This is a genomic window from Nocardia sp. AB354, from assembly GCF_049538315.1.
Lineage (GTDB): Bacteria > Actinomycetota > Actinomycetes > Mycobacteriales > Mycobacteriaceae > Nocardia > Nocardia nova.
Genome location: NZ_JBMVFU010000028.1, coordinates 21,147 through 46,855 on the forward strand (window position 1 = coordinate 21,147; position 25,709 = coordinate 46,855).

The 25,709-nt window shown below is 69.4% G+C and carries 28 protein-coding genes; 18 read left to right on the forward strand and 10 right to left on the reverse strand.

The genetic code is table 11. The features are described 5' to 3' along the window. The first annotated feature begins 158 nt into the window (after positions 1–158). Positions 159–605 carry an ATP-binding protein gene (locus tag ACPCUW_RS29805; RefSeq protein WP_231509528.1) on the forward strand — a complete coding sequence of 149 codons (447 nt, stop codon included), beginning with the start codon at positions 159–161 and terminating at the stop codon, positions 603–605. A gap of 77 nt (positions 606–682) precedes the next feature. Here ACPCUW_RS29805 and ACPCUW_RS29810 read toward each other — a convergent pair whose 3' ends face one another. Continuing rightward, entirely contained in the window at positions 683–1,651 is a 969-nt protein-coding gene (locus tag ACPCUW_RS29810; RefSeq protein WP_063019190.1) for a TIGR03557 family F420-dependent LLM class oxidoreductase, read from the reverse strand. Positions 1,652–1,911: 260 nt separating this feature from the next. Here ACPCUW_RS29810 and ACPCUW_RS29815 point away from each other — a divergent pair, with 260 nt between their 5' ends. From ACPCUW_RS29815 to ACPCUW_RS29840, 6 genes are all read left to right on the forward strand, one after another. After that, the gene (locus ACPCUW_RS29815; protein WP_423428537.1) at positions 1,912–2,265 is read left to right on the forward strand and encodes an STAS domain-containing protein; all 354 of its coding nucleotides are present in this window, start codon (positions 1,912–1,914) and stop codon (positions 2,263–2,265) included. A gap of 49 nt (positions 2,266–2,314) precedes the next feature. Next, the gene (locus ACPCUW_RS29820; protein WP_064906945.1) at positions 2,315–3,709 is read left to right on the forward strand and encodes an ATP-binding protein; all 1,395 of its coding nucleotides are present in this window, start codon (positions 2,315–2,317) and stop codon (positions 3,707–3,709) included. Beyond that, positions 3,706–5,658 carry a hypothetical protein gene (locus tag ACPCUW_RS29825; protein WP_423428539.1) on the forward strand — a complete coding sequence of 651 codons (1,953 nt, stop codon included), beginning with the start codon at positions 3,706–3,708 and terminating at the stop codon, positions 5,656–5,658. The genes ACPCUW_RS29820 and ACPCUW_RS29825 overlap by 4 nt, the downstream gene beginning before the upstream one ends. Positions 5,659–5,781: 123 nt before the next feature. Continuing rightward, positions 5,782–6,519, forward strand: coding sequence for a contact-dependent growth inhibition system immunity protein (locus ACPCUW_RS29830; RefSeq protein ID WP_423428540.1), 738 nt, complete (start codon positions 5,782–5,784; stop codon positions 6,517–6,519). A gap of 192 nt (positions 6,520–6,711) precedes the next feature. Beyond that, complete coding sequence (locus tag ACPCUW_RS29835) at positions 6,712–7,086, forward strand: PLDc N-terminal domain-containing protein (protein WP_423428541.1); 375 nt, start codon at positions 6,712–6,714, stop codon at positions 7,084–7,086. Between the two features lie 62 nt (positions 7,087–7,148). Continuing rightward, on the forward strand, positions 7,149–7,352 hold the full coding sequence (locus tag ACPCUW_RS29840) for a hypothetical protein (RefSeq protein ID WP_030518397.1): 204 nt from the start codon (positions 7,149–7,151) through the stop codon (positions 7,350–7,352). Between the two features lie 37 nt (positions 7,353–7,389). Here ACPCUW_RS29840 and ACPCUW_RS29845 read toward each other — a convergent pair whose 3' ends face one another. Beyond that, positions 7,390–7,986, reverse strand: coding sequence for a hypothetical protein (locus tag ACPCUW_RS29845; RefSeq protein ID WP_423428543.1), 597 nt, complete (start codon positions 7,984–7,986; stop codon positions 7,390–7,392). A gap of 185 nt (positions 7,987–8,171) precedes the next feature. On the opposite strand from ACPCUW_RS29845, the gene ACPCUW_RS29850 reads away from it, so the two are divergent. Continuing rightward, complete coding sequence (locus tag ACPCUW_RS29850; protein WP_030518399.1) at positions 8,172–8,345, forward strand: CsbD family protein; 174 nt, start codon at positions 8,172–8,174, stop codon at positions 8,343–8,345. A gap of 237 nt (positions 8,346–8,582) precedes the next feature. Beyond that, on the forward strand, positions 8,583–9,032 hold the full coding sequence (locus ACPCUW_RS29855; RefSeq protein WP_423428544.1) for an STAS domain-containing protein: 450 nt from the start codon (positions 8,583–8,585) through the stop codon (positions 9,030–9,032). Between the two features lie 4 nt (positions 9,033–9,036). On the opposite strand, the gene ACPCUW_RS29860 is transcribed toward ACPCUW_RS29855, so the two are convergent. Beyond that, complete coding sequence (locus ACPCUW_RS29860; protein WP_063019175.1) at positions 9,037–9,411, reverse strand: hypothetical protein; 375 nt, start codon at positions 9,409–9,411, stop codon at positions 9,037–9,039. Positions 9,412–9,536: 125 nt separating this feature from the next. Here ACPCUW_RS29860 and ACPCUW_RS29865 point away from each other — a divergent pair, with 125 nt between their 5' ends. From ACPCUW_RS29865 to ACPCUW_RS29890, 6 genes are all read left to right on the forward strand, one after another. After that, entirely contained in the window at positions 9,537–10,727 is a 1,191-nt protein-coding gene (locus tag ACPCUW_RS29865) for a zinc-dependent alcohol dehydrogenase (RefSeq protein WP_423428546.1), read from the forward strand. Between the two features lie 192 nt (positions 10,728–10,919). Then, on the forward strand, positions 10,920–11,120 hold the full coding sequence (locus ACPCUW_RS29870) for a hypothetical protein (RefSeq protein ID WP_063019171.1): 201 nt from the start codon (positions 10,920–10,922) through the stop codon (positions 11,118–11,120). A 485-nt stretch (positions 11,121–11,605) separates the two neighbouring features. After that, positions 11,606–12,214: a sigma-70 family RNA polymerase sigma factor gene (locus tag ACPCUW_RS29875; protein ID WP_063019167.1), complete on the forward strand. Its 609-nt coding sequence runs from the start codon at positions 11,606–11,608 to the stop codon at positions 12,212–12,214. A 241-nt stretch (positions 12,215–12,455) separates the two neighbouring features. Then, a complete protein-coding gene (locus ACPCUW_RS29880; protein ID WP_423428547.1) occupies positions 12,456–12,866 on the forward strand; it encodes a hypothetical protein in 411 nt (136 codons plus the stop codon). Between the two features lie 99 nt (positions 12,867–12,965). Further along, positions 12,966–14,075, forward strand: a complete 1,110-nt coding sequence (locus tag ACPCUW_RS29885; protein WP_063032123.1) for a PLP-dependent cysteine synthase family protein — start codon at positions 12,966–12,968, stop codon at positions 14,073–14,075. Next, on the forward strand, positions 14,072–15,346 hold the full coding sequence (locus ACPCUW_RS29890) for an MFS transporter (protein WP_423428550.1): 1,275 nt from the start codon (positions 14,072–14,074) through the stop codon (positions 15,344–15,346). The genes ACPCUW_RS29885 and ACPCUW_RS29890 overlap by 4 nt, the downstream gene beginning before the upstream one ends. 49 nt (positions 15,347–15,395) lie before the next feature. Here the strand turns inward: ACPCUW_RS29890 and ACPCUW_RS29895 are convergent, their stop codons facing one another. After that, on the reverse strand, positions 15,396–15,824 hold the full coding sequence (locus ACPCUW_RS29895; protein WP_063019192.1) for a nitroreductase family deazaflavin-dependent oxidoreductase: 429 nt from the start codon (positions 15,822–15,824) through the stop codon (positions 15,396–15,398). A gap of 123 nt (positions 15,825–15,947) precedes the next feature. Here ACPCUW_RS29895 and ACPCUW_RS29900 point away from each other — a divergent pair, with 123 nt between their 5' ends. Then, positions 15,948–18,692: an ATP-binding protein gene (locus tag ACPCUW_RS29900; RefSeq protein ID WP_423428552.1), complete on the forward strand. Its 2,745-nt coding sequence runs from the start codon at positions 15,948–15,950 to the stop codon at positions 18,690–18,692. Positions 18,693–18,745: 53 nt separating this feature from the next. On the opposite strand, the gene ACPCUW_RS29905 is transcribed toward ACPCUW_RS29900, so the two are convergent. The 6 genes from ACPCUW_RS29905 to ACPCUW_RS29930 form a co-directional block, all read right to left on the reverse strand. Next, on the reverse strand, positions 18,746–20,179 hold the full coding sequence (locus ACPCUW_RS29905; RefSeq protein WP_063015763.1) for an MFS transporter: 1,434 nt from the start codon (positions 20,177–20,179) through the stop codon (positions 18,746–18,748). A gap of 42 nt (positions 20,180–20,221) precedes the next feature. Further along, on the reverse strand, positions 20,222–21,037 hold the full coding sequence (locus ACPCUW_RS29910) for an alpha/beta fold hydrolase (protein WP_423428553.1): 816 nt from the start codon (positions 21,035–21,037) through the stop codon (positions 20,222–20,224). A gap of 43 nt (positions 21,038–21,080) precedes the next feature. Next, positions 21,081–21,449: a nuclear transport factor 2 family protein gene (locus ACPCUW_RS29915; protein ID WP_030518412.1), complete on the reverse strand. Its 369-nt coding sequence runs from the start codon at positions 21,447–21,449 to the stop codon at positions 21,081–21,083. A 98-nt stretch (positions 21,450–21,547) separates the two neighbouring features. Continuing rightward, positions 21,548–22,654 carry an NAD(P)/FAD-dependent oxidoreductase gene (locus ACPCUW_RS29920; protein ID WP_063015761.1) on the reverse strand — a complete coding sequence of 369 codons (1,107 nt, stop codon included), beginning with the start codon at positions 22,652–22,654 and terminating at the stop codon, positions 21,548–21,550. A 64-nt stretch (positions 22,655–22,718) separates the two neighbouring features. Then, the gene (locus ACPCUW_RS29925; protein ID WP_064906966.1) at positions 22,719–23,489 is read right to left on the reverse strand and encodes a maleylpyruvate isomerase N-terminal domain-containing protein; all 771 of its coding nucleotides are present in this window, start codon (positions 23,487–23,489) and stop codon (positions 22,719–22,721) included. Positions 23,490–23,574: 85 nt separating this feature from the next. Beyond that, positions 23,575–24,372: an alpha/beta fold hydrolase gene (locus ACPCUW_RS29930; RefSeq protein ID WP_423428554.1), complete on the reverse strand. Its 798-nt coding sequence runs from the start codon at positions 24,370–24,372 to the stop codon at positions 23,575–23,577. Positions 24,373–24,691: 319 nt separating this feature from the next. Here ACPCUW_RS29930 and ACPCUW_RS29935 point away from each other — a divergent pair, with 319 nt between their 5' ends. Then, positions 24,692–25,381, forward strand: a complete 690-nt coding sequence (locus ACPCUW_RS29935; RefSeq protein ID WP_051757078.1) for a DedA family protein — start codon at positions 24,692–24,694, stop codon at positions 25,379–25,381. A 48-nt stretch (positions 25,382–25,429) separates the two neighbouring features. Further along, complete coding sequence (locus ACPCUW_RS29940) at positions 25,430–25,654, forward strand: alpha/beta fold hydrolase (RefSeq protein ID WP_423428556.1); 225 nt, start codon at positions 25,430–25,432, stop codon at positions 25,652–25,654. The last annotated feature ends 55 nt before the right edge of the window (positions 25,655–25,709 follow it).

A 25,709-nucleotide genomic window follows, 5' to 3' on the forward strand; every position in this document is an offset into this window, starting at 1 on the left:
CATACCCGCTCGGCCTGCGGGTACCCGGCGATGCCGCCGTCAATCGCGGACCGCCGCCTGCCCGGTCCCCCTCCGACGTTTGGTTCCCCGGATGGCAGGGTATCGGCGACGACGAGCGGAAAATGCGGAGACGCGCCTGCGGGGCGGAAGGAGAGGACGTGTCCTTGAGCGAGTGGATTTCGCCGTCGGCGGACCCGGCGCCTGCGGGTTCGGTCGTCGGCGTGCGAGTACTCGCCCAAGCGCGCCAGTTGCTCATGCTGCGCGCTCTGGCCGAAACGGTCGCTTTGATGGCCGAATTCGCACTCGACGAGGTGACCGATATACGGGTGGCGCTGGACGAGATCGCCACCGCGCTGATCGAACGCGCCGTGCCCGGATCGTCGATCGAATGCGATTTCGGCTACGACGGTGACCGGATGTCGGTGGCGGTGACCGCGGTAGCGGTCACGCCGGAGGCGCTGCACCGGGACGGACTGGGCTGGCATGTGCTCACCTCCATCACCGACTCGCTGGAGGCCACCACGGCACCCTTCGATTCGGCGGTGGCCGGTTATCCGGTGACGGTGGAATTCCGGCGGTTGCGCCGGCACGGTAACACCGCCTGAGTATCACCGCACGGGGCACGGCGAGGGTCCGGCAATCGTATTGCCGGACCCTCGAGTTGTGCGCCGGCCGTCGAATTTCAGCTCGCCGGAGTCAATTCGCGCAGGGGGGCATCGAGTTCGCTGCGATAGAAGTCGATGAATCCTTCCGGATCGGGTCCGGCGTTCTGCATCACCAGATGATCGAATCCGGCATCCACATATTGCTGCGCGACTTCCAGATAGCGTTTCGGATCGGAACCGCACGCGAATTGTTCGAGAATGTCGTCGCGCCGCACGGTGGTGGTCGCCGCGGCGAAATTCACCGGATTCGGCAACTCGCTCATCACCTTCCATCCCGTGAGTGCCCAGCGAGTGGTGTCCAATGCGGCCTGCGCCGCGGTCTGTTCGTCGGGGGCCCAGGCCATTCCGACCTCGGCGTAGCCGCCGCCGCGCCCGCCGGCGCCGCGATAGGTGTCGACGATCTGCGCTTCGGGGTCGGTCGCGAACAGCCCGTCGCCGAGTTCGGCGGCGAGGCGGGCGGCATCGGGGCCACCGGCGGCGACGATGATGTCGGGCAGCCGCTCGGGCAGATCGAACACCCGCGCGTCCGAAATCGACAGGTACTCACCGCGATACGTGTGATAGCCGCCGCGCCAGAGCAGCCGGATGATCTCGAGGGCCTCGCGCAACATGCGCTGGCGGATATCGATCGGCGGGAACTCCCGGCCTACCACGTGTTCGTTGAGCCGCTCACCGGAGCCGACCCCGAGATCGAAGCGTCCGTCCGACACCAGCGCCAAGGTGGCCGCGGCCTGCGCCACGATCGCCGGGTGATACCGGATGGTGGGGCAGGTGACGCCGGTGACCAGGCGGATGCGTTCGGTGCGTTCGGCAATGGCGCCGAAGACCGTCCAGGTGAAGGGGGAGTGGCCCTGATTGTCGAGCCACGGATGATAGTGATCGCTCATTTCCACGAAGTCGAATCCGGCCGCCTCGGCACGAATCGCCTGTCGGATCAGTTCGCGCGGCCCATAGGATTCCGACGCCAGTTTGTAACCGATCTGCATTGCGGGGGCTCCTCACATGCGTGGGACAGTCGAGTTTCGGCTACCCAGCGTCGCGGTCGGCAACCGTACGCAGACGGGCTATACAGACCGCTTCGTCTTTGTTAGAAATGTGACAGCGGGATTTGCCTCGAAAAAGCGGGGCACTGCACATGTCGATTTCGCCTGGGAGATCGCACATGAAGACGAACGCCACATTCCGAATCGGTCATCACCGTTCCCTTCCCGTCCCGGGTCGCCCCGAGGCCCGGCTCAGTGCGATCATGCGCACCCACGGAGCCGCGGTCGTCCTGTCGATGCGCGGCGAGGCCGATGCGTGCACTCTCGATGATTGGCGCCGCCTCGTACACGAGGGTGCGGTGCTCGCGGCAGCCCACGGCGGGCCGCTCGTCGTGGATACCGGCGGACTCGGCTTCCTGGGTTGGCGCGCACTGGTCGTGTTGGCCGAGGAAGCCGCCGACCAGAGTCGACGTGGTGTCGCGATCTGCCTGGTCAGCCGCATGCCGACGATCGCGCGGATGGCGGCGGTCGACCCGTTGACCGCCGAATTGCCCATCCATTCCACCGTGGTCGGCGCCTTGCACAGCCTCCCCGCCCCGCCCGCCGCCGCGAAGTGAGCCGACACAATCGTTGTCGGACTCGCAAGATCGTCGTAGCGTCGCTGGGGTGAGTGTTCCTCAGCATCTGCCCGCCACCGCGGGCGAACTGCGCGCCGCCGGTTATCAGCCGCGCGGGGTGAAATCCGAAATCCGCGAGAATCTTCTCGCCGCACTGCGATCCGGGACCGATCCGTGGCCCGGCATCGTCGGCTTCGACCGCACCGTCGTCCCGCAACTGGAACGGGCGCTGCTCGCCGGCCACGACGTGGTCCTGCTCGGCGAGCGCGGCCAGGGCAAGACCCGGCTGCTGCGCACACTGGTGGGGTTGCTCGACGAATGGACGCCGGTGATCGACGGCGCCGAACTCGGCGAACATCCGCTGGCGCCGATCAGCCCGGCGGGCCGGCGGCTCGCGGCCGAACTGGGCGACGACCTGCCGGTGGCGTGGCGTCACCGCAGCGAACGCTACGCCGAGAAGCTGGCCACGCCCGACACCTCGGTCGGCGACCTGATCGGCGATGTCGACCCGGTGAAGGTGGCCGAGGGCCGCAGTCTGGGCGATCCGGAAACCATCCACTTCGGGCTGGTCCCGCGCGCCCACCGCGGCATCGTCGCCATCAACGAATTGCCCGACCTCGCCGAACGGATCCAGGTCGCGCTGCTGAACGTGATGGAGGAACGCGACATCCAGGTGCGCGGTTACACGCTGCGGCTGCCGCTGGACGTGCTGCTGGTCGCCACCGCCAACCCGGAGGACTACACCAACCGCGGCCGCATCATCACTCCGCTCAAGGACCGGTTCGGCGCCGAGATCCGCACCCACTATCCGCTCGACGTGGAGGCCGAGACCGCGCTGGTGCGCCAGGAGGCCGAGCTGGTCGCCGAGGTCGGCGATCCGCTGCTCGAGGTTCTGGCCCGCTTCGTGCGCCAGCTGCGGGAATCGCCGGCGGTCGATCAGCGTTCCGGTGTCTCGGCGCGCTTCGCGGTGGCGGCTGCCGAGACCGTGGCCGCCGCCGCACTGCGCCGGACCGCGCTGACCGGTGAACATCCCGCCGTCGCCCGCCCGGTGGACCTGGAGTCGGTGCCCGCGGTGCTGCGCGGCAAGGTGGAATTCGAATCCGGCGAGGAGGGCCGCGAAACCGAGCACCTCACCCATCTGCTGCGGCGCGCCTTCGCCGAGACGGCACGCCGGCGGCTGGCCGGGGTGGATCTGCGACCGCTGGCCGAGGCGGTGAGCGCCGGCCATCCGGTCACCACCGGCGAACGGGTGCCGGGCCAGGAGGTGCTCTCGGCGCTGCCCGAGCTGCCGGTGCTGGCGCGGGTGGCCGAGCGGCTCGGCACCCAGTCCACCGATTCGCCGGCGCGTATCGCCGCGGCCGTCGAATTCGCTTTGGAGTCACTGTATTTGAGTCGTCAGCTGGCCAAGGATTCCGACGACGGCACAGCGACCTACGGCTCATGACGACCCCCGACCGCTACTCCTACGGCCCCTATCACGACGGTCCCGACCCGCTGGCGCCGCCGGTCGATCTCCGGGAGGCGCTGGATTCCATCGGCCGCGACGTGATGGACGGCAGCTCCCCGCGCACCGCCCTGGAGGAGCTGCTGCGCCGCGGCACCGGCCGCACGCCCGGGCTGGACGAGCTGACCCGGCGGTTGTGGCAACGCCGTGCCGAGCTCACCCGGCAGCACCGCCTCGACGGCACCTTGCAGCAGGTGCGGGAACTGCTCGACCAGGCATTGGAGGCCGAACGCACCGCGCTGTTCCCCGACCCGGCCGATGATGCTCGCTTCGCCGAGGCACAACTCGACGCGCTGCCGTCGAGTACCGCCGCCGCGGTGACCGAACTCGCCGACTACCAGTGGCGCTCGGAGACGGGGCGCGCCAACTACGAGCGGATACGGGAACTGCTCGGCCGCGAACTGCTCGACTCCCGCTTCCAGGGAATGAAGCAGGCGCTCGAGAATGCCACGCCCGAGGATGTCGAGCGGGTGCGGCAGATGATGTCGGATCTGAACCAGCTGCTCGCCGCTCACGCCCGCGGGGAGAACGCCGAGCGCCAGTTCGCGGAGTTCATGGCCGAACACGGCGAGTTCTTTCCCGAAAACCCCCGCAACACCGAGGAATTGATCGACGCGCTGGCGGCGCGGGCGGCCGCCGCGCAGCGGATGATGAATTCGCTCTCGCCGCAGCAGCAGGCAGAGTTGAGCGAACTGATCGGCCAGGCCTTCGGCGATCCGCGTATCGCCGAACAGGTTTCGGCGCTGGATGCCGCGCTGCGCGCGCTGCGTCCGGGTGAGGATTGGGATTCGGGTCAGCGGTTCCGGGGCCAGGACCCGCTCGGTCTCGGCGAGGGCGCACAGGCGATGCAGGATCTGGCCGAAATGGACGCGCTGGCCGAACAACTCGGCCAGTCCTATCCCGGCGCCCGGCTCGAGGATATCGACCTCGACGCCCTCACCCGTCAGCTCGGTGCCGACGCCGCCGTCGACGCCGCGCGGCTGGCCGAGCTGGAACGCGAACTGCGCCGCCAGGGTCTGTTCGAACGCGCCCCCGACGGGTCGCTTCGCTTGACGCCCAAGGCGTTACGCCGTCTCGGCGAGGTGGCGCTGCGCGATGTGATCGGGCGGTTGCGCGCTGAGCGCGGCCAGCGGGCGACGGTGACGGCCGGGGCGGCCGGCGAACCCACGGGCGCGACGCGGCCGTGGCGCTTCGGCGACACCGAACCGTGGGATGTGTCGAAGACCGTGCGCAACGCGGTTCTTCGGTCGGCGTCGACGGGTAGCCGCCGGGTATCGCTGTCGGTCTCGGATGTCGAGATCACCGAAACCGATCAGCGGTCCCGCGCGGCGGTGGCCCTCTGTGTCGACACGTCGTGGTCGATGGTGCAGGACGGACGCTGGCTGCCGATGAAGCGGACCGCCCTGGCGCTGCATCAGCTGATCAGCACCCGATTCCGTTCCGACGCACTGGAAGTCGTGACCTTCGGCCGCCACGCCACCACGGTCGACATCGCGGAACTGACCGGCCTGGAGGCGGTCTGGGAACAGGGCACCAACCTGCACCACGCCCTGTTGCTCGCCGCCCGCCATCTGCGCCGCCACCCCGACGCGGTGCCGGTGGTCCTGGTGGTCACCGACGGCGAGCCCACCGCCCACCTGGAACCCGACGGCAGCTCGTATTTCAACTGGCCGCCCGACTCGCGGACCCTCGCGGTCACCATGGCCCAGGTCGACGTCCTCGCGAAGCTCGGTGCGTCGGTCTCGGTGTTCATCCTCGGCGAAAACCCCAGGCTCGCGGCGTTCGTCGACCTGATGGCCCGCCGCAGCGGCGGCCGCGTCATCGCCCCGGATCTCGACGGCCTGGGCGCGGCAGTGGTGTCGGACTACCTGAGCGGGCGGCGCCGATAGCGTCGACAGGACGAATGTTGTGGTTCGCGGTGGCGCCGCTCGCGTCGCCGCCGTGAGCCAGCGGCGTGGGGGTTTCCCATCACGGGCAGGAGTCCGGTCGGCGATTCGGGGCAGGATATCGGCATGAGATCTTCGGTGGACGACGCGTCTGTGATCTCGGAGCTGATCACCGAGTTCTGGGTGGCGACCGAGCGCGGGATTCCTCGCGAGATGGCGGCGTTGATGTGCGCCGAAGAAGCCGAACAATTCCTGGACGACGTGTCCGATCCGGACTACGACGGGCCGCCGGTCGATCCGATCGGTGCGCCCGCTTTCGAGGTATCCGGTATCCGCGTCTACGGCGATGTGGCCCTCGCGCGCATCACCCACGCACCGGACAACGTCGCCGTCCTGTTCTTCCGGCACGAAGCCGGGAGGTGGACGGTGTGCGCGGATGCCGACGAGGACCTGTCGGTGGACCAGTTCGAAGACGACGCGTGGCCGGCCTTGCCGGCGGATGCGACCGTCCTGATGCGCACCGTCGACGAACTGCGGCGCAAGCCGATCGGCGATCTGACCGTCGAGGATATGCGCTGCCTTCTGCAGCAACGCGTAGGCGTCGGCGTACTGCTGCCGCGCGTGCTGGTCCGGCTGAACTGGGATCCGCTGCTCGCGGGCGATCTGTTTCCGGGTGACCTGCTGGTCGCAACCCTGCGAGTCGACCGGGAACACTGGGAGCAGGATCCCGTCGCGCTCGTCCGGATACGACACGTCGTCGACAAGGTGCGAGATCTGGGGGATCTGACCCAGCACGGTGCACCGCACGAGGAAATATGGCGCGCTGTAACAGATTTCCTCACCGAGCTGCCCGGCGAAGGCTGAACGGATCGCCGGTGAACGGTCCGGCCCTCGAGTCCGGTGGCGTCGCGCACGAGCTCACCCGCAACGGGTGAGGCGCCGCACGGGGTCCGCGGCGTGAACTGGTCGGTGTACCGCGGTGGTGGCTGCCCCGGTGGAAGCACGGTCGCGGGAAGCCGTTCGGAGGAAGCCGGACGCTGTCATCGAGGAGACGTCATGCCCGTGTGGGATGTGTTCTGGCTGATCATCATGAGTTTCGCGTTCGCCGCGTATCTGATACTGCTGTTCTGGATCTTCACCGATCTGTTCCGGGATCGCGGCACGTCGGGCTGGGTGAAGGCGGTGTGGGTGGTGTTCCTGTTCGTGCTGCCGCTGCTCACCTCGCTCGTCTACCTGATCGTGCGTGGCGGCGGCATGGCGCAGCGTTCGGCCCGGCCGGCGAAGGAGGCCGAGGAGGCGCAGAACGCCTACATCAAGGAGGTGGCCGGAACCAATTCGGCCACCCAGATCGCCGACGCCAAACGGCTTCTCGACGAGGGCACGATCACCGCGCAGGAGTTCGAGCAGCTGAAGAGCCGCGCCCTGGCCTGAGCCGCGGTGACGACAGGGTGCCTGCGCCCACCGCACGGCACAGGGGATCGAGAGGCGATGCGGTGCGCTACGAATTCATCGTCGCCGGGGAGCTGTCCGGCGACATCTGCGCCGAATTTCCCGAACTGGCCCGCAGTAGCGTGGCCGCGCCCGGCACCACCGCGCTGTTCGGCCCGCTCGAGGACTACACCGCGATGCGCAGCGTACTGGCCCGCATCGATGCCCTGGGGCTGACGTTGATCGAGATGCGCCGACTGCCGGATTGAGGCAACACGTGCGACGGCCTTCGGCCGACGTCGGCGCTCAGGAATGCCCGTGTCCCACGTGCGGGCTGATCCGCCGCCATTCGCGTTCCCATTCGCCGGCCCGGCGCCGATCCAGTGCGTAACCGGCGCCTCGGGCGAGCGCGTAGGCCAGCGCCCAGCAGGCGAGCAGGGCGGCCGTGCCGGTGGCGATGCCCTTGGCGACCGCGGCGTCGTCGGCGACCGGCGGTGTGGTCGGAGCACCGTGGGTGGTGAGCCACAACGGGATCCGATCGCCGCGATGCGTGGTGCCGTCGACGTCGACCATCGCCTGGCCCGGTTGCCCGTCGCGGCTCCACTGCGCCTCGGCGCGGAGCTGATCGGCGAACATACCGCTGGGTGCCGGCATCCGGATCGGATCGCTCGTAACCTCCGCTGTCACAGCGGTTTTCGTGGCATTCTCCGCGTGGATCGAGGCGAGCTCGGCCCGATACTGGGCGGTGCCGGCGGCGACGGCCAGCAGGATCGCGGCGAACGCGCCCACCACCAGCGCGAGCCGCAGCGCCTGTTCGAAGCGGTCGGCGCGGCGCATCAGCGGCGAGCGGGTCCACGGCGCGATCCGTCCGGCCCGCAGCACCGCGTAGGTAGTACGCACCATTTCACTCTCCCACCACGACCGGCAGAGGCACGGTCGGAGAATAACCGTTCCCGCCCCGGACAAACGGCGTTCGGAGTGGATCTTCGCCACGATCGGCCACATGTTTGACCCGCATCTGCGTGGTTATCGCCATCAATGCGACCCGCATCGTGCGGGTGGTCCGGCAAATTCGGAAGGAGCACGGTATGAGTGCCATCGATAAGGCCAAGAACAAGCTCGAGGACGCCGCCGGCCAGGCGAAGGAGAAGCTCGGTGCCGCCACCGGCGATCCGGACAAGAAGAACGAGGGCAAGGCCGATCAGACCAAGTCGAACCTGAAGGACGCGGGCGAGAAGGTCAAGGACGCCTTCGATCACTGATCTCGTCCGGCACAACTCCTCCTTCCGGGGCCCGGACCGGTGCAGCAGATGCGCCCGGTCCGGGCCTCGCCGCGTTCCGCGGCGCTCGCGGCACATGCGCTGGAGCTGGGCTTATGCCGTTTCGGCTGTACAGACCGCTGTGTCTCTGTTATGAAGGTAGGGCGGGTCGGTCTTCATGTGGTAGGACGCCCGCAGCGGGCTCGCGCCCGTTGCCCTCGGCTCCGGTTGGAGACCTCAATGAGCTCGAGCGCCCAAGTACGACCCGTAACCCCCGCCGGTGAACCCGGCACCTCTCACGTTGCCGAAGCGCGCCTGTCCGCAGTTGTGCGCACTCGCGGCCCGGCGTTGGTGCTGTCGTTCCGCGGTGAGGCCGACAGCTACACGATGTCCGGATGGTGCGAACGCATCCGGTCCGCCGCCGAGAGCGGTATGCGCATCGTGGTGATCGACACCAATTGCCTGAGCTTCTTGTCTTGGCGCGCCCTGCTGACGCTGGCCCGCGAGGCGGAGGATTACCGGTCCGCGGGCGTGCATCTGTGCCTGGTCACCCAGTCCCGGACGATCATGCGGATCGCCGAACTGGATTCGGTGACCCGGCAACTGCCGATCCATTCGACGGTCGTGAGCGCGGTCAGCCGTGCGCTGCACGACGTGACCGGGCCCGCGATCGCCGCCACCCCCGGGTGAGCCGCTACTCGTCGGGCAGCGGGAAGTAGGAATCGTCGTCGGTGCCGGATTCGCGCCGCACGATCTCCTCTACGGCATCGGTGTCACTCGCGCCGCCGGGTGATCCGGTGCGGATCGAATCCAGGCCTTCGGTCGCACCGGATTCCGGAAGCGCCGGCTCGGCCGGCGGCCTGGTCCCCACATCGGGTTCCTCTTCGGCCAGACGTTGGGAGAGTGGCCGTTCCGTGCGCTGCTCGCCGGCCGTCATGCCGTAGCTGTCGACGCCCGACCAGTCGTCGGGCGGTTCCACGATCTCGTCGCCGTCGTCGTTGCCCACATCGTCGGAGTCCAGTCCCTCGGTCGAGGTGAGCAGGTCTTCGTCGGATTCGTTTCCAGCCATGTGCTCCGCGTGCCCCCAATCGCCTGCCGCAAACCGTCGGCGGCGCGCCCGTTCGTTTGGCCATCCGGGCGGCGGGTAGGCCGACGGTGGCCGTATCCAGCACACATGCAGATCGAGGTGACACGATGAAAGCAGTGACGTGGCAGGGCCGCCGCAAGATTTCGGTGGACGAGGTACCCGACCCGCGGATCGAGGAACCGACCGATGCCATCATCGCCGTGACCTCCTCGGGTGTGTGCGGGTCGGATCTGCACCTCTACGAGGTGCTCGGCCCGTACATGAGTGCCGGTGATGTCCTCGGCCACGAGCCGATCGGGGTGGTGGTCGACGTCGGCTCGGAAGTGCGGTCGCTGTCGGTGGGTGACCGGGTGGTGGTGCCGTTCCAGATCGCCTGCGGGCACTGTGTCATGTGCGATACCGGTTTGCCGACGCAGTGCGAGACCACCCAGGTGCGCGAATACGGCAGCGGCGCAGCCCTGTTCGGATACTCCAAGCTCTACGGGCAGGTGCCGGGCGCGCAGGCACAGTACCTGCGGGTTCCGCACGCCGATTTCACCCACATCCCGATTCCGGCCGGTCCCGACGACAGCCGCTTCCTGTATCTGTCGGATGTACTGCCGACGGCGTGGCAGGCAGTGGAATACGCCGGCGTGCCCGACGGCGGCTCGGTGGCGGTGCTGGGGCTGGGGCCGATCGGGGATATGGCGTGCCGGATCGCCGCCCATCGCGGATACCGCGTGATCGGCGTGGACCGGGTGCCGGAACGATTGCGCCGGGTGGCCGATCGCGGTGTGGAGGTGGTCGATATGGAACAGATCGGCGCCTCGATCGGGGATGTGATCCGCGACCGCACCGACGGGCGGGGCCCCGACAGCGTGATCGACGCGGTGGGTATGGAGGCGCACGGATCACCGGTCGCGGAATTGGCGCAGCGCTCGGCCGGCTATCTTCCGGCGATGGTGTCGCAGAAGCTGATGGATACCGTCGGTGTGGACCGGCTCGCGGCATTGAACAGCGCCATCGACATCGTGCGGCGCGGCGGCACGATCTCGTTGTCCGGGGTCTACGGCGGGATGGCCGACCCGTTGCCGATGCGCATCCTGTTCGACAAGCAGATTCAGCTGCGGATGGGTCAGGCCAACGTCAAGCGGTGGGTGGGTGACATCCTTCCGCTCCTGCAGGACGGTGATCCGCTGGGGGTGGAAACCTTTGCCACCCATCGGCTTCCGCTGTCGGAGGCGCCGCGGGTGTATCACGACTTCCAGCGCAAGGCCGACGGCATGGTGAAGGTGGTGCTCGACCCGGCCGCCGCGTGATCGCGGCTGCGGTCCTCGGCCTTGGTGTCCGAATTGCGTCGTGCCGCAAGATATTTCCGCGTCCGACCAGTGCTTTCGCAATCGGTCGAGATCTCGGCGCATAGCCTCGGGAGGCCCGGGTAGAGCCTCTGATGTGGCCGGGCAGTACGCCGGTCGCGATCGAAGAAGTCCCTACTGCGAAGGAGGTCCGCAATGGCCGACCGGAACAATCCCGGACAGTTCGGCAACCGCAGCGACACCGAGGAACAGGCTCGTCGCGGCGGACAGGCCAGCACGGGTAGCTTCGGCCAGCGCAACGCCGCCGATCCGCACGAAGCCGGGCGCAAGGGCGCTCAGGCGCAGCCGACCGCGGCCAAGCAGGCCGGCGGTCAGCACAGCCACGGCGGTCGCTGACCCGAATCGCCACGACGGACTCGACAGCGTAGGCCGGATCGATGATCCGGCCTACGCGGCTGTCGGGACCCGCACACCGCGATGTCTTCAGCCGCCGGCCCGGGTTCGGGCACGGTCTTCGCGGTACGGCGTCGGGCGGGTGTGAAAACTCTCGGGCTCGGATTCGCGCCTCGCGGAGGTGCCGGAGGCGGAGCCCGAGAAGCCCTCGGGAATTTCGGTCGCCGCGGCTGCTCCGATCGCGGAATTCCGACGTTCTCGAGATTGTTCCATTTTTGTGGTTAACATCTGGCACTCATCTCTCGATGCTAGATATGTCGTTGAATGTGACGGCACCGGTCCGCCGGTTCCGGCGGTTCGGATCGGGTATCACGCGTTCGGCCGCGAGCATCGGCGCTCGGTGGCGCAAGGATTGAACAGGGCGGTTCGGCAATGAAGCCGATTCTCACCGCAGGTAACGACTATCCCGCGAAACGAAACGGTGTGCGATGGACATCGATCAGCGTTACCGTCAGAGTAGTTCGACCACCATCACCGCAGCGGAGCTGGCTACCTTGCTGCACAAGTCCGCGGCCGGGGACGCCGAATCCTTCGCCGCCTTCTATCGCAGCACCAATTCCCGTCTGATGGCACGGTTGACCGCTATTCTGCGCAGCCCCGGATTGGCTCAGGAGGTGAGCCAGGAGGTCTATCTGCAGGCGTGGGCCGCGGCCGGCGAATACGACGCCGGGCGGGCCAGCCCGATGGCCTGGCTGATGATGTTCGCGCACCGGCGTGCGGTCGACCGGGTGCGCTCGGAGCAATCGCTGGCGGACCGGGAGCGCGCGTTCGGCCGCAATCAGTATCAGCCGGAATGTGATGTGGTGTTCGACGAGGTGACGCAGCGGCTCGACGAGCGGTCGGTCGCGGGGGAGGTGCACCGGCTGGGTCATCGCCAGCGGGAGGCGATCCTGCTCGCCTTCTACGGTGGTCGCACCTATCCGGAGGTGGCGCAGGATCTGGGTATCCCGCTGCCTACCGCGAAGGCCCGTATCCGGGCCGGTTTGAAAACACTCGGTTCCAGACTTTCGGAGAAGTCGCGCGACGAGACGAAGTGAGCGCAGCCGCTTCCCGGTAGTTGGTATTTCTACCCCCTAGGGGTATATTGCGAGGTGTCGCTTCGGCGGCGGCGCCCGCCTTCTCGACGGCTATGATCTACTAGTTACGTACATAAGTAGTAGACGTAAACGAGGCTACGGTGGCGGTCCCCATTGCTGGGACGGCCACCGGTTCGGTGTTCGGCAGCGCCGCGCGAAGGTGTTGTGCGGCAAAGACACTCGCGGTGAGGAGGCTGGGTTGGTGGATCGGTGTCCGACCCGGCCCGTGCCCCGGCCGCGGCGAGGTGTCGCGGCCCTGATCTTCGTCTTCCTCCTCACTCTCGTCGCGCTGCACACCGATTGCACGGTCGCCGAGGCGGAGACATCCGGTGCCGCTGCCTCCTCCGCCGCCGCGAAATCGGCACTCGTCCACCTCGGTTCCCATCTGCCCGCCTGGGACGATTGCTGTGCGCACGACCGGCACATGGTGCTGGACTCGGTGCTCCCGGCCGATCCGGCGAAACTCTGGCCACCGGGTCAGCTGTGGGCTGCGGCGGAGCCCGCCACCGCCGCCACGTCGCATTTTCTCGCGCCCGCCGTGCGCGGACCGCCGGGCCCGCCGCCGCGCACCGGTCGCGACATTCTGACGCATTTCGGTATCGCCCGCCGCTGATCGGTCAGCGACAGGCCGCCGGCCCTCATGCCGGCGGCCGGTGTCCGCTGCCCGCATCCGTACCGCCCGCACCGGGCGGAGACACCGAAAGCGACAGTCATGGACGACATCGTGCTCGACCACCCACAGCCGATTCCGGCAGCACCGATCCCGGCGCAGCGTCCGCGCGGACTGGTGGGCAATACACCGGTGCTGTGGATCGGCGAACCGCTGAGCGGTCGCGGCCGCGGCTTCTGGGCCAAGCTCGAAGGCGCCAATCCGGGCGGTATGAAAGACCGCCCGGCGTTGCACATGGTGCGCCGCGCCGAACATCGCGGCGACCTGCGCCCCGGTGCGCGCATCGTCGAATCATCGAGCGGCACCTTGGGATTGGGTCTTGCGCTGGCGGGGATGGTGTATGCGCATCCGGTGACCGTGGTCACCGACCCCGGCATGGAACCGATGGTGGTGCGACTGCTGCGGGCCTACGGCGCGCAGGTGGAGACGGTCACCGAGCCGCATCCGGCCGGCGGCTGGCAACAGGCGCGACGCGACCGGGTCGCGGCGCTACTGGCCGCCGAACCGGAGGCCTGGAGTCCTGACCAGTACAGCAATCCCGACAATGTGGACGGCTACGAATCGCTGGCCCTGGAAATGGTGCAGCAATTGGGCCGCGTCGATGTGCTGGTGTGCGCGGTCGGGACCGGCGGGCATTCCGCGGGCGTGGCGCGGGTGCTGCGCCGGAACAATCCGCGGCTGCGGCTGATCGGCGTCGACACCGTGTCCTCGACGATTTTCGGCCAGCCGGCCGGGCCGCGCCTCATGCGTGGGCTGGGCTCGAGCATCCATCCGCGCAACGTCGACTACGCCGCCTTCGACGAAATCCATTGGGTGGCACCGGCCGAGGCGGTGTGGGCCTGCCGGACACTGGCCGCCACCCATCACGCCAGCGGCGGCTGGAGTGTCGGCGCGGTGGCGCTGGTGGCGGGCTGGGCCGCGCGCGTGCACGACACCGGCACCCGGATCGCCGCGGTCTTTCCCGACGGGCCGCATCGCTACGCCGACACCGTCTACAACGACGCCTACTGCGACGAACACGGTCTGCTCGATGCCGATCCACCCGTCGAACCCGACACGATCGGCCATCCCGCCGAGCGAGTGGTGACCTCGTGGACTCGCTGCACCACCGTCGTCGACCCCCGCACCTTCGACCCGGAGCCCGCCGCATGAGTCTGTTCGCCCGATTCCGCAGCTTCGACCCGGCGGCTCGGCTGCTGATGATCAACCAGTTCGGCATCAACCTGGGCTTCTACATGCTCATGCCGTACCTGGCCGGATATCTCGCCGGGCCGATCGGTCTGGCGGCGTGGGCGGTCGGGCTGGTGCTGGGCGTGCGCAACTTCTCCCAGCAGGGCATGTTCCTCGTCGGCGGCACGCTCGCCGACCGGCTCGGGTACAAGCCGCTCATCGTGGCGGGCTGTCTGCTGCGCACGGCGGGATTCGCCCTGCTGATCTTCGCCACCTCCCTGCCGATGCTGCTGATCGCCTCGGCCGCAACGGGTTTCGCTGGTGCGCTGTTCAATCCGGCGGTGCGCGCGTACCTGGCCGCGGAGACCGGTGAACGCCGGGTCGAGGCATTCGCGGTCTTCAACATCTTCTATCAGGCCGGTATCCTCGTCGGTCCGCTGGCCGGGCTCGCCCTGCTGGTCACCGACTTCCGGGTGACCGCCGCGGCCGCCGCCGTCGTCTTCGCCGTGCTGACGCTCGCGCAACTGTTCGCGCTGCCGCCGCGGCGGGCGGGCGATCCCGCGGCGCGCACGACGGTGCTCGAGGATTGGCGGACCGTACTCGCCAACCGGCGATTCCTGGCCTTCGCCGTCGCGATGATCGGCTCGTACGTGCTGTCCTTCCAGGTCTATCTGGCGCTGCCGTTGCAGGCCGAATATCTGAGCCCCGCCCACGCGCAGGCGTTGACTTCGGCGTTGTTCGTGGTGTCGGGGGTGGTCGCGGTGGCCGGGCAGCTGCGCATCACCGCATGGTTTCGCCGCCGGTGGGGGACCGGCCGCGGTCTCGTGGCCGGCATGGGCGTGCTGGCCGCGTCCTTCCTGCCGCTGCTGCTGATACCGGGGCCGCGGCCGTTCGGCACGGTGGCTGCCGTTGCGGCGCTGCTGATGTCGGCGGCGATTCTGGCGGTCGGAACCGCGGCGGTCTTCCCGTTCGAAATGGATACGGTGGTCTCGCTGTCCGGCGGCGCACTCGTGGCCACGCACTACGGGTTGTACAACACGGTGGTCGGAGTCGGGATCCTGACCGGCAACCTCGTCACCGGCGTGGTGGTCGACGCCGCGCGGTCGGCCGGACTCGACGCGCTGGTGTGGGGTGGCTTCGCCGCGATCGGGGCGCTCGCGGCCGTCGCGCTGGCCGTGCTCGAGCGGACCGCACGCGCGCAATCCCTTGACGAGGAAGCTGTTTCGACGGAGTCGGTGCGCGAATCCGCCTGATCGGCGGTGGCCGGTACTCGTCCGCAGCCGCGGACGAGTACCGGACAGGTCATGCGCGTCGCAGTTCCAGCACCGGAATGGTGCGGATGCCTTCGGTTTTGCGGGCGTAGCCGGCGAATCCGGGATAGCGGCGGGCCTGTTCGGCGAAGATCCGGTCGCGGCGCTCACCGGTCACCTCGGTCACCGATACCGGATAGCGGTCGGTGCCGCGTTCGATCTCCGCCGACCCGGCGGTGGTCAGGTTGTAGTACCAGTCCGGATTGGTCGGAGCCCCGGCCTTGGACGCGAAAATGTAGATGGCGTCGGGGTTCTCCTCGTCGGCCAGGTACATCATCGGTGTCACCAGTTCGCGGCCGGATTTGCGGCCGCGGTGATGCACCAGCACCATCGGCGCGCCCTCGAAATCGCCGCCGACGCGGCCCTCGTTGGCTCGAAATTCCTCGATGATCGCGGTGTTCCAATCGCTCATGAGCTGCATTCTGCTGTCGAACCGGCGGCCGCGGCGGGAGGCGCGCACGTGGGAATACCGGTGATGCGCGGTATGCGATCATCGGTCCGGTGTTCGTGATCCATTTCGTGGCGGCCGCCACCCCGCGGTCCCATGGCTGAGCTGTACGGGCGCGCGGCCGATACCGCGGCGATCGCCGCCCTGCTGGACCGGGCCCGCGCGGGAGAGAGCGGCTGGCTGGTCCTGCGCGGCGAACCCGGAATCGGTAAAACCGCCCTGCTCGACCACGCCGCCGACCTCAGCGGCGACCTGCGGGTGCTGCGCGGCGCGGGGGTGGAAATCGAGGCCGAACTTCCGTTCGCCGGACTGCAGTTGCTGCTGCGGCCGGCGCTGGCACATCTGCCCGCCCTGCCGGTGCGCCAGCGGGCGGCGCTGGAGGCGGCCCTGCGCCTGGGCGACGATCCCGGCGGCGATGCGATGCTGGTCGGATTGGCGGTGTTGTCGCTGCTCACCGAATACGCCGGCGAGACCGGGCTGGTCTGCCTGATCGACGACGCACAGTGGCTCGACCGTGCCTCACTGGACACGATCCTGTTCGCCGCCCGGCGGCTGTACGCCGAGGGAGTCGTGATCATCCTCGCCGCCCGCGACGGTGCCGCGTTCGCCCGGGCCGCCGATCTGCCCGAACGCCGCATCGCCGGGCTCGACTCCGAGGCCGCCGCCGCGCTGCTCGGCCGTCGCGCACTGCCCGCCGGGGTACGCCGGCAGGTCCTGGCCGAGGCACAGGGCAATCCGCTGGCATTGCTCGAATTGGCCGATGCCACCCGCGGCGAGGGGCCCGGCGCGGCCCATCCCGCCGCGCTGGCGTTGACCGATCGCTTGCAGCTGGCCTTCCACGGCCAGGTGAGCCGGATGCCGAAGTCGACGCAGGACGTGCTGCTGATCGTCGCGGCCGAGGAGTCCGGCGAATTGTCGGCGGTATTGCGCGCCGCGGCCGCCGTCGGCGCCGGAATCGACGATCTGGCCCCGGCCGAGGAGGCAGGACTGCTGGTGCGCGGCGAGACGGCGGAGACGATCGCCTTCCGCCATCCGCTGATCCGGGCCGCCGTGTACCAGCGGGCTCCGCTGGGACAGCGAGTGGCCGCGCACCGCGCACTGGCGGCCGCGCTCGACGGTCCCGCCGACGCCGACCGCCGCGCCTGGCACGCCGCCGCCGCGGCCACCGGCCCGGATGCGGAAGTGGCCGCGGCCCTGGAGGATACGGCCGCGCGTGCGCTCGCCCGCAGTGGGCACGAAGCGGCCGCCGCGGCCTACGAACGCGCCGCCCGGCTCACCGCGGAGCCCGGACTGCGCGCGCACCGCGAGGCGCTGGCCGCCCAATCCGCCTTGAACGCGGGCGATCTGGAGCGCGCCGCGGGGCTCGCCCGCCGTGCGGTCGGAAGAGCCGGTGCGACAATCGAATTGCGGGCTCGCCTCGCGCATGTCGAAGGTCTCGCGCACTTCTGGCAGGGCCGTTTCGCGGAGGCGGACGCCCTGCTGCGCGACGGCGCCGCGCAGGTCGCCGACCGCGATCCCACGCTGGCGGCGACCATGCTCGTCCAGGCCCTGCACACCGGCTGGTACCTGGGCGAACAGCATGTCCGCGACTGCGTGGCGCAGTTGACCGCCGTGTCGCTGGCCGACACGGATCCCCTGCGTCCGGTCGTGACCTATATGGCGAGCGTTCTGGATCCTCGCGACACCGCCGGTGCGCCACCGGAATTGACGCAAACGCTGGAAGAATCCGCGCGGCGCGGACCGATACCGGATCAGGTGCGGCTGATGCTGTGCGGCGTGGCGCTGGCCAGCGGCCAGGATGCCGCCGTCTACGGTCCGGCCGACGCGCTGACCCGGGACTATCGCAGCGCCGGTGCCGCGGGCCGCCTGCCGACCACGTTGTTCTTCGCCGCCGAAGTGGAGATCTTCACCGGTCGTCTGCGCGATGCGCGAACCACCGCGGCCGAGGCGCTGCGGCTGGCCGAAGATCTGGGCCAGCGCCAATGGGTCAGCCAGCTCAGCAGCGTCCTCGCGCATATTCACGCCGCCGAGGGCGACGAGCAGCGGTGCCGGCAGTACGCCGAGGCGGGGCTCGCCGACAGCACACCGGGTTCCGTCTCGCCCGGTGCGGCGTGGGCGCATTGGTCGCTGGGTTTGCTCGAACTCGGTTCGGGCCGAGCCGAATCCGCGCTGTCGCGCTTCGAGCGGCTGACCCGCGACCCGCTGCGCCATCACCTGTGCGCGATGCGCTCGATACCCGATCTGGTCGAGGCGGCGGTGCGGGTCGGCGCCGCCGGCCGGGCCGAACCCCACGCCGATCGGCTCGCCGACTGGGCCGAGGCGGTCCGGCAGCCGTGGGCCGCGGCGCTCGTCTTGCGTTGCCGTGCACTGCTGTCCGATGACGACAGCGCCGAAGCGCATTTCACACGGGCGCTGGGGCTGCACGACCGCGAGGCGCGGCCGGTCGAATACGCCCGCACCGCGCAACTCTACGGCGAATGGTTGCGCCGGGCCCGCCGCAAGAGCGAGGCGCGAACGGTGCTGGCCGAGGCGCTGGACATGTTCGAGCGAATCGGCATGCGCCCCTGGGCCGAACGCGCTCGCACCGAGCTCGTCGCGACCGGCGCCGCCCCGGGAGGGCCCGGCACACCATCGGATTCGCGACCGCCCGCGGTAACGGGACTCACCCCGCAGGAATTGCAGATCGCTCGCCTCGCCGCCCAGGGCCTGTCCAATCGCGATATCGCCGCCCAGTTGTTCCTCAGTCATCGCACCGTCGGCTACCACCTCTACAAGGCGTACCCGAAACTCGGGGTCACCTCGCGCGGCGAGCTGAAAACCATTGCGGAGCAACTGCATTGACGGATGCGGACATGCCGCTGCCCCCGGTGGCGAACACCGGGGGCAGCGAGTGTCTACTTGCGGAGGCGAGGCGACGGGAGCAGTTGCACCAGCACCGCGGTGAGCAGGCACAGCAGCGCCATCGGCACCAGGCTCGCGACGAACGCCGGGACGAATCCGCCGGGCGCTGCGAGCCGGTCGTAGAAGACGATGCCGACCACCGCGATCCCGACCGCGCCACCGACCTGCTGTGCGGTGGCCAGCACGCCCCCCGCGGCGGCCGCGTGCTCCGGCGTCACGCCCGCCAGCACGATGCCGGGCATCGGCACCAGTGCCAGGCCCATCCCCGCCCCCGCGACGATCATCGCCGGCAGCAGGTCGAGCACCGAACCGCTGCCGCCGAGTTCGTGCGCGGTGAGCGCGAGGAGCAGATATCCGCCGGCCTGCAGCATCGCCCCGACGGCGACGACCTGCCGCCCGATCCGTGCCGCCACTCGCTCCGACAGCATCGAGGTGCACAGGTACGCCGCGCCCAGCGCGAGGAACAGCAGGCCCGACCCCAGGGCCGACAGGCCGCGCCCCTGTTGCAGATACAGCGCCAGGAACAGGAAGAACGATCCCATGGTCATCTGGTAGCTCAGCGCGATGATCGAACCGACCGCGAACGAGCGTTCGGCGAACAGGGCGGGATTCACCAGCGGCTCCCCGCCGCGGGCCGCCGATCGCCGTGCCGCGGCGACGAAGACGGCGACCAGCACGGCCGCGGCGGCCAGTGAGATCCACGTCCACAGCGGCCAGCCCTGTTCCCGGCCCTGGATCAGCGGCAACACCACAGCCACCAGAGCGGTCGCGATCAGGCCGACGCCGAGCCGGTCCAGCCGGGTGCCGCCGTCTCCGCGTGATTCGGGAACCAGCCGGGCCAGCACCGCGAGGGTGAGCGCACCCACCGGCACATTGATCCAGAAGATGGTGCGCCAGCCCAGTCCGAACAGATCGGCCTGGATCAACAGCCCGCCGATCAGCTGGCCGAAGACCGCGGCCAGGCCCATCGCCAGCCCGTAGGCGGCGAAGGCGCGCACTCGGCGCGCGCCGGTGAACACCACGCTGATGATGCCCAGAACCTGCGGCATCAGCAGCGCCATCCCGGCGCCCTGCGCGATCCGGGCGACGACCAGTTCGCCGGCGCCCGCGGCCAGCGCGCAGGCCAGCGATGCGACGGTGAACACCGCCATGCCCAGGCCGTAGAGCCGGCGGCGGCCGTACAGGTCACCGAGTCGCCCGCCGGTGATCAGTCCGGCCGCGACCGCGAGGCCGTAGCCGGCGACCACCCACTGCATGGTGGCGCTGCTCGCGTGCAGGTCGGCCTGGGTATCGGGGATCGCGACGTTGACGATGAAGAAATCCAGAGTGGCCATGAAGATCCCGGCCAGCAGGACGAGCAGGGTGGCGCGTGCGGGTGGTGCGCTCGCCGGGCGGGTGCCGGAGGCGAGCAGGGTGGGTGTGGACATGGGTGTTCCTCGGGGATTGTGCTGCGGGACAAAGGGTTTCGCTCAGCCCTTGACGAATTCCAGGAGATCGTTGTTGAACTCGGCGGCGTGCGAGGTGTAGAGGCCGTGACCGGCGGTCGGGTACTCCTTGTAGACGGCCTTCGGCATCAGTTCGGCGGTGCGCCGGCCGGTGACCTCGGCGGGTGCGGAGAAGTCCAGGGCGCCGTGCACGATCAGCGCGGGAACCGTGATGCCGCGCAACGCTTCCCGGTTGTCGCAGTGGAAGACCGCCTGCTGCATGTGCAGCGTCGCCCACGGCGCGGTGGACAGGCACTGACGGTAGGTGACGTCGACCTGTTCCGGCGAGACGTCCGGGTTGAGGTGGGTGTTGAAGTAGATCTGCGACTGGCGGGCCAGCCACCGGCCGCGATCGGTGCGCACACTGTCCAGCAGCGCGTCGAGCATCGCCTCCGGGATGCCGTCGGGGTTGTCGTCGGTGGCCTTCATGAAGGGCAGGATCGCCGCGAGGAAAACCACTCGGGCGACGCGGCTTTCACCGTGGCGGGCCAGATACCGGGCGATCTCCGCGCCGCCGGTGGAGTGCCCGACCAGGGTGACGTCGTGCAGGTCGAGATGATCGAGCAGGGCGCCGAGATCGTCGGCGGTGGTGTCGATGTCGTAGCCGGTGGACGGGCGATCCGAGCGGCCGTGGCCGCGCCGGTCCAGGGCGATGCAGCGGTAGCCGCGATCGGTGAAGTACGGAATCTGGTACTCCCACATCTCGGTGTTGAGCATGGCGCCGGCGACGAAGACGATCGGCTCGCCCGTGCCGTAGTCCTCGTAGGCGAGGGTGGTTCCGTCGGTGGTGGTGAAGTACATGACCGGTCCTTTTCTGGGAGGGGAGAGAAGTGTCGGGGAGGGATCAGGCGCCGGTGGGCACCTTGTCGAGGAAGCCGAGGATCTGGCGGATGCGGCCGTCGTCACCGAGCACGGCGACGTCGAATCCGATCACCAGCGGCTCCTCACCGGGCCGGCCCAGGTGCCAGGTGAAGCGGGCGATGCCGTGGTGGCTGTCGATCGGGCCGCCGAGACCGAATTCCAGTCCGGCGAACTGCTGCTGGACCGCGGCGACGGCCGCGTCGAGGCCGGCGTGACCGCGCACCGACACCAGCGGATCGGTGTACTCGGCGTCGTCGGTGAGCAGGTCGGCGATCTGCGCGGCGCGGGCGGTGGGATCGGTCTCGTTCCAGACGGCGAGGTAGCGTTCGACCAGGTCGTTGATGTCGCTCACGGGATTCTCCTTCGTGGTGGTGACGTTCCGACCACAAAGTTATGGAGTTCCGGGCGACCGGGAATCTGTCGCGCTTAAGTACTTTCGACGGTAGTGCTCTACCGGTCGGCGGCGGGATCGCCGAGGCGCCGCGACGGGTGCACGGTGGCGGCGGGTTGTCCGGTGGTGATGCTGTCGGCCAGTGTGGCGCCCAGGACCGGGGCCAGTTTGAACAGATTGTGCCCGGCGAGGAAGGTGGCGGCGCCGTCCTGCCAGGCGGCCAGACCGTCCTCACCCCACGGCAGCCGGGTCACCCAGCAGTGCACATAGCCGTCCGGTTCGGGTGCGAGTCCGGGGAGTGCGCGGCAGACGTAGCCGGCGGCGCGGTCGGCCAGCCCGGCCAGAGCCGCGGGATCGACCGATCCGCCGTCGCTGCTCGGCACGGAATCGCTCAGTCCGAGCCCGTACTGCGTGTTGCCGGGGAAGGCGGCGGCGTAGATGCCGGTTTCGCCGAATGCGCCGCTGCTGTCCTGAAGTGTGGCGAGTGTGGTGGGCGGCGCCGATCGCGGGCGGAAGGTCACCCGGACGTGCGCTGACACCTGGACCGGCAGGGCGAGGCCGAGTGACCGGGCCAGCGGCGCGGTACCGCGGCCCGCACAGACGACGACGCTGCCGAATTCCGAACAGGTTGTGCCGGTGCGTACTTCGACGGTCCCGGCGGCGGTGTGCCGCAGCGTGAGGACGTGGTCGGTGACCAGCGCATCGCGCAACCGATCGGTGAGTGCGTCGATCGCGGCGACGGTGCGGATGGAGCCGCCGGTCGCGTCCAGCATGGCCGGGCCGTCGTAGTCGGCCAGCGGTGGCAGCCGGGTCGCCAGCTCCTCCGCGTCGATACTGCGGGCATCGACTCCGGGCGTCCGCCGCAGGATCTCCAGCTTGTCCGCGACGCCGGCCCCGAGCGCGACCGCCCCGTCCCGCGAAATCAGTTCGGTGCCGAAGTCGCTTTCCCACTCGCGCCAGATGCGACGGGCGGCCACCGCCATCTCGACCAGCCGGGGATCGGTGTGGGCGTGGCGGAAGATCCGGGACTGACCGGCCGATTGACCGCCGCCGGGCCGGCCCGACTCGTACACAGTGACCGAGAGCCCGGCTCGGCGTAGTGCGTGAGCCGTGGCCAGGCCGACGATTCCGGCTCCGACCACGGCGACATCGGTTGCGGCACCCATCTCCGCGGACTACCCGCCCCCGCGGTGCGCAATCCCGGCACGGCGCCGGCCGATGGACGGGGATTCAGTATCCGGCGAGCAGCGCGCGCAGCCGGCCCAGTTCCTCGGGGCCGGCGCTGCTGTGCCAGCGCGTCGGATCGGCGGGGCGGCGGCCCCACAGGAACAGCGCGCGCACGGCCGGATCGCTTTCCACCGTCGCCTGCCCGTGCGGCGGCACCAACTCGATGGAGTTGCCGTCCGGCTCGGCGACGACCAGGACGTCGTCGGTACCCGGTGCGCGCAATCGGCCCTCGATGCGGCCCTCGGGGCCGAAATCGATATCCCTGCTGCCGCGCGCGAGCAACGGGAGGCCGACGTCGCGCACACTGTGGCGAGTTATCCACGGCTGCATGAGCATGTCGATCGCCGTCGCGTCGTCGCCGGTCATATCCCAGCGGTGCAACACCATCTCCTGACGCATGTGCTCGAGGAAGAAGTCGGGGGCGACGGTTCGCCCGGTCCAGCCGATCGCCTCCAGCGGAGACAGCGTGTCGATCACCTCGGCGGTTTCGACGAGTTGTTCGCACCGGTCCACGAACGCGGCCCACAACTCGGCGTCCGGCATCGCGCGGTAGGGCGCCTCCCGCTCCTCGAAACCGCGGGTCGGCACCGGGCTGCCCGCCGCATGGGCGGCAAGCACCCGGGCAAGCTCCTCCGCGTTGCCGGTGTTGTGGATCAGGACATCGCGCACGGTCCAGCCTTCGCACCAGGTACCCGCGTCGGGCCGGCGCGACTGTACGGCGCGGGCGAAGGCCTCCCATTCCGGCAACGCCTCGGCGGCACTGTGTGAAACCATCGGCATCTCCTCCGACCGGGCCTTTCGGAGCCCGGTGTCGCGGCGGATCCGTTCTGATCCGGGCATACCCCGCGGCTGCCGGATGTCACCGGACGATTCGGCCGCCCGGCCCGTATTCCTCGATGATCCGGACTATTTCGGCGGCGACCAACCCGGGCCGCTGGGTCGGCACCATATGGCCACATCGCTCGGCGACGACATGCCTGCCGTGCGGGCGTGCGGCCCGCCGTCGGTGCGCGGCGTCGATCGCCGCACGCGAGCGGGCCGAGATACCGGTGGAGGGCGAGTCGGCGGACACGATCGTGACGGCGAGCTCGCGTCGGTCGGGGTCGGTGTGACGCAACTGCTCGAGATCGGTGGTGTGACAGGCTAATTCGGCGGCGCGGGTGCGCATCGCCGCGACCGTGAAGCCCTCGGCGCGGAAGTCGGCGCGGGCATCGGCGGGCAGCGCGGCGAGGACGTCGCGATAGGCCAGTCGCAATGCGCCGAGACGTGCGAGTGCGGCGCTGAGCCGCTGCCCGGTCCGGGCCGCCCGGCGCGACGCCGCGGTGAACAGATCGTCGCAGAATTCGTCGGTGGGATCGACCAGCACCGTGCCCACGATTCGGTCCGGTCGGTCCGCGGCGGCGACTCGCACGATCGGGCCGCCCCAGCTGTGGCCGACCAGTACGAGCCGCGGTGCGGTGAAGCGCTCGGTGAGGTGGTCGAGCAGATCCACGAGGTCGTCGGCCAGGCGCCGGAGTCCGCGCGGCGCGGTGTCGGGGGCGCTGCGGCCGAGACCGCTGCGGTCGTAGACGACGGTCGCCGCGTAGTCGTCGAATTCTCGCTGCACCGCCGCCCAGTACGAGCGGGTGCAGGCGAGTCCGCTCTCGAAAACGACCAAGGGCGAACGGTTTTCGTTCCGCCCCGGCCGATGCATGTAGTACAGCCGGCGCCCGTCGCGGGTGGGCGCCGTGCTCGCCGCGCCCTGGCTGTGCGGTGCGGCCGGATCGGCTCGCTGTCGTACAGATCGTCCCGGCCGAGTCCCCTGTGTGCTCCCAATCACATTGGTTAGCCTAACCTCAAGCTGGTACCGCGGTGGTGGCGAGGGTCCCGCTGGGGCGATGAGCGGGTCGCTCGCCACCCGAGTGCGCCCTCGGCCGGATCGGGTTCGGGGACGCGATCCTGGGCACTCGCCAGAAGACCAGGAAGGTGTCGATGGGATGAACCAACTGCAGGATCTCGTCACCGGCGCGGCCGGGTCGCCGTGGGTGTATTTCGCGCTGCTGGGCGTCTGCATCGTCGACGCGTTCTTCCCCCCGGTCCCCAGCGAATCGGTGATCGCCGCGCTGGCCGCCATCGGCAGTTCGACCGGGAAACCCTCGGTGTGGCTGCTGATTCTCGCCGCCGCGGTCGGCGCGATCATCGGCGACAACCTCGCCTACACGATCGGCCGCGCCATCGGCACGGATCGGTTCGCGTGGATGCGCAAGCCGAAGATCCGGCGGGCGTTCGACTGGGCGCGCGGCATGCTCGACAAACGAGCGGCCCTGCTGGTCATCACCGGCCGCTATATCCCGGTCGGTCGCATCGCCGTCAACATGACGGCCGGGGCCACCGAATACCCTCGCCGGAAATTCGTGCCGCTGACGGTGATCGGTGGTGTCAGCTGGGCGGTGTATTCGGTGGCGATCGCCAGTGCGTTCGGGCGCTGGCTGCGCGATCAGCCACTCCTGGCCGCCGTGATCGGCATCGCCTGCGCGATCGTCCTCGGCTTCCTCGTCGACCGGATCGTGCGGCACTTCTTTCCGGGCACGGGTGAGGAAGAATCCGGCGACACCCGTCACGACGACAGCCGGCGAGAGGACGAGGCAGGGGAGAGGGCGGAAGCGCGCCGGGGACAAGGCTCCTGACGCTCGCGGCGGTGACTTGTTCGCGCACAGTCAGGGGAAGGCACGGACATGGACACGTTCACGCACGCAGGATTCGTCTTCGACGTCACCGATACGCCGCCCGACTCGGGCAGCGAAGCGGCGGACACCGTGGTGGTGCTGCACGGATTTCCGGAGGATCGCCACTGCTGGGATGCGATGACACCCGCACTTACCGCGGCGGGCTATCGGGTGCTGGCACCGGACCTGCGGGGTTACTCGCCGAGTGCGCGCCCGGTGGCGCGTTCGGCTTAGGCCACGGCTCGCATGACAGCTGACGTGTGCCGCGGCGGGTGTCGAGCGCTTTCAT

What these genes read in the sequence shown, in the direction of transcription:
- ACPCUW_RS29900 (WP_423428552.1), top strand. Translation starts at nt 15,948, where the DNA reads ATGGCTGAGCTGTACGGGCGCGCGGCCGATACCGCGGCGATCGCCGCC.
- ACPCUW_RS29875 (WP_063019167.1), top strand. Translation starts at nt 11,606, where the DNA reads ATGGACATCGATCAGCGTTACCGTCAGAGTAGTTCGACCACCATCACC.
- ACPCUW_RS29870 (WP_063019171.1), top strand. Translation starts at nt 10,920, where the DNA reads ATGGCCGACCGGAACAATCCCGGACAGTTCGGCAACCGCAGCGACACC.
- ACPCUW_RS29845 (WP_423428543.1), bottom strand. Translation starts at nt 7,986, where the DNA reads ATGGTGCGTACTACCTACGCGGTGCTGCGGGCCGGACGGATCGCGCCG.
- ACPCUW_RS29825 (WP_423428539.1), top strand. Translation starts at nt 3,706, where the DNA reads ATGACGACCCCCGACCGCTACTCCTACGGCCCCTATCACGACGGTCCC.
- ACPCUW_RS29860 (WP_063019175.1), bottom strand. Translation starts at nt 9,411, where the DNA reads ATGGCTGGAAACGAATCCGACGAAGACCTGCTCACCTCGACCGAGGGA.
- ACPCUW_RS29835 (WP_423428541.1), top strand. Translation starts at nt 6,712, where the DNA reads ATGCCCGTGTGGGATGTGTTCTGGCTGATCATCATGAGTTTCGCGTTC.
- ACPCUW_RS29895 (WP_063019192.1), bottom strand. Translation starts at nt 15,824, where the DNA reads ATGCAGCTCATGAGCGATTGGAACACCGCGATCATCGAGGAATTTCGA.
- ACPCUW_RS29940 (WP_423428556.1), top strand. Translation starts at nt 25,430, where the DNA reads ATGGACACGTTCACGCACGCAGGATTCGTCTTCGACGTCACCGATACG.
- ACPCUW_RS29810 (WP_063019190.1), bottom strand. Translation starts at nt 1,651, where the DNA reads ATGCAGATCGGTTACAAACTGGCGTCGGAATCCTATGGGCCGCGCGAA.
- ACPCUW_RS29920 (WP_063015761.1), bottom strand. Translation starts at nt 22,654, where the DNA reads ATGGGTGCCGCAACCGATGTCGCCGTGGTCGGAGCCGGAATCGTCGGC.
- ACPCUW_RS29850 (WP_030518399.1), top strand. Translation starts at nt 8,172, where the DNA reads ATGAGTGCCATCGATAAGGCCAAGAACAAGCTCGAGGACGCCGCCGGC.
- ACPCUW_RS29910 (WP_423428553.1), bottom strand. Translation starts at nt 21,037, where the DNA reads ATGTACTTCACCACCACCGACGGAACCACCCTCGCCTACGAGGACTAC.
- ACPCUW_RS29815 (WP_423428537.1), top strand. Translation starts at nt 1,912, where the DNA reads ATGCGCACCCACGGAGCCGCGGTCGTCCTGTCGATGCGCGGCGAGGCC.
- ACPCUW_RS29885 (WP_063032123.1), top strand. Translation starts at nt 12,966, where the DNA reads ATGGACGACATCGTGCTCGACCACCCACAGCCGATTCCGGCAGCACCG.
- ACPCUW_RS29925 (WP_064906966.1), bottom strand. Translation starts at nt 23,489, where the DNA reads ATGGTTTCACACAGTGCCGCCGAGGCGTTGCCGGAATGGGAGGCCTTC.
- ACPCUW_RS29865 (WP_423428546.1), top strand. Translation starts at nt 9,537, where the DNA reads ATGAAAGCAGTGACGTGGCAGGGCCGCCGCAAGATTTCGGTGGACGAG.
- ACPCUW_RS29855 (WP_423428544.1), top strand. Translation starts at nt 8,583, where the DNA reads ATGAGCTCGAGCGCCCAAGTACGACCCGTAACCCCCGCCGGTGAACCC.
- ACPCUW_RS29905 (WP_063015763.1), bottom strand. Translation starts at nt 20,179, where the DNA reads ATGTCCACACCCACCCTGCTCGCCTCCGGCACCCGCCCGGCGAGCGCA.
- ACPCUW_RS29830 (WP_423428540.1), top strand. Translation starts at nt 5,782, where the DNA reads ATGAGATCTTCGGTGGACGACGCGTCTGTGATCTCGGAGCTGATCACC.
- ACPCUW_RS29935 (WP_051757078.1), top strand. Translation starts at nt 24,692, where the DNA reads ATGAACCAACTGCAGGATCTCGTCACCGGCGCGGCCGGGTCGCCGTGG.
- ACPCUW_RS29890 (WP_423428550.1), top strand. Translation starts at nt 14,072, where the DNA reads ATGAGTCTGTTCGCCCGATTCCGCAGCTTCGACCCGGCGGCTCGGCTG.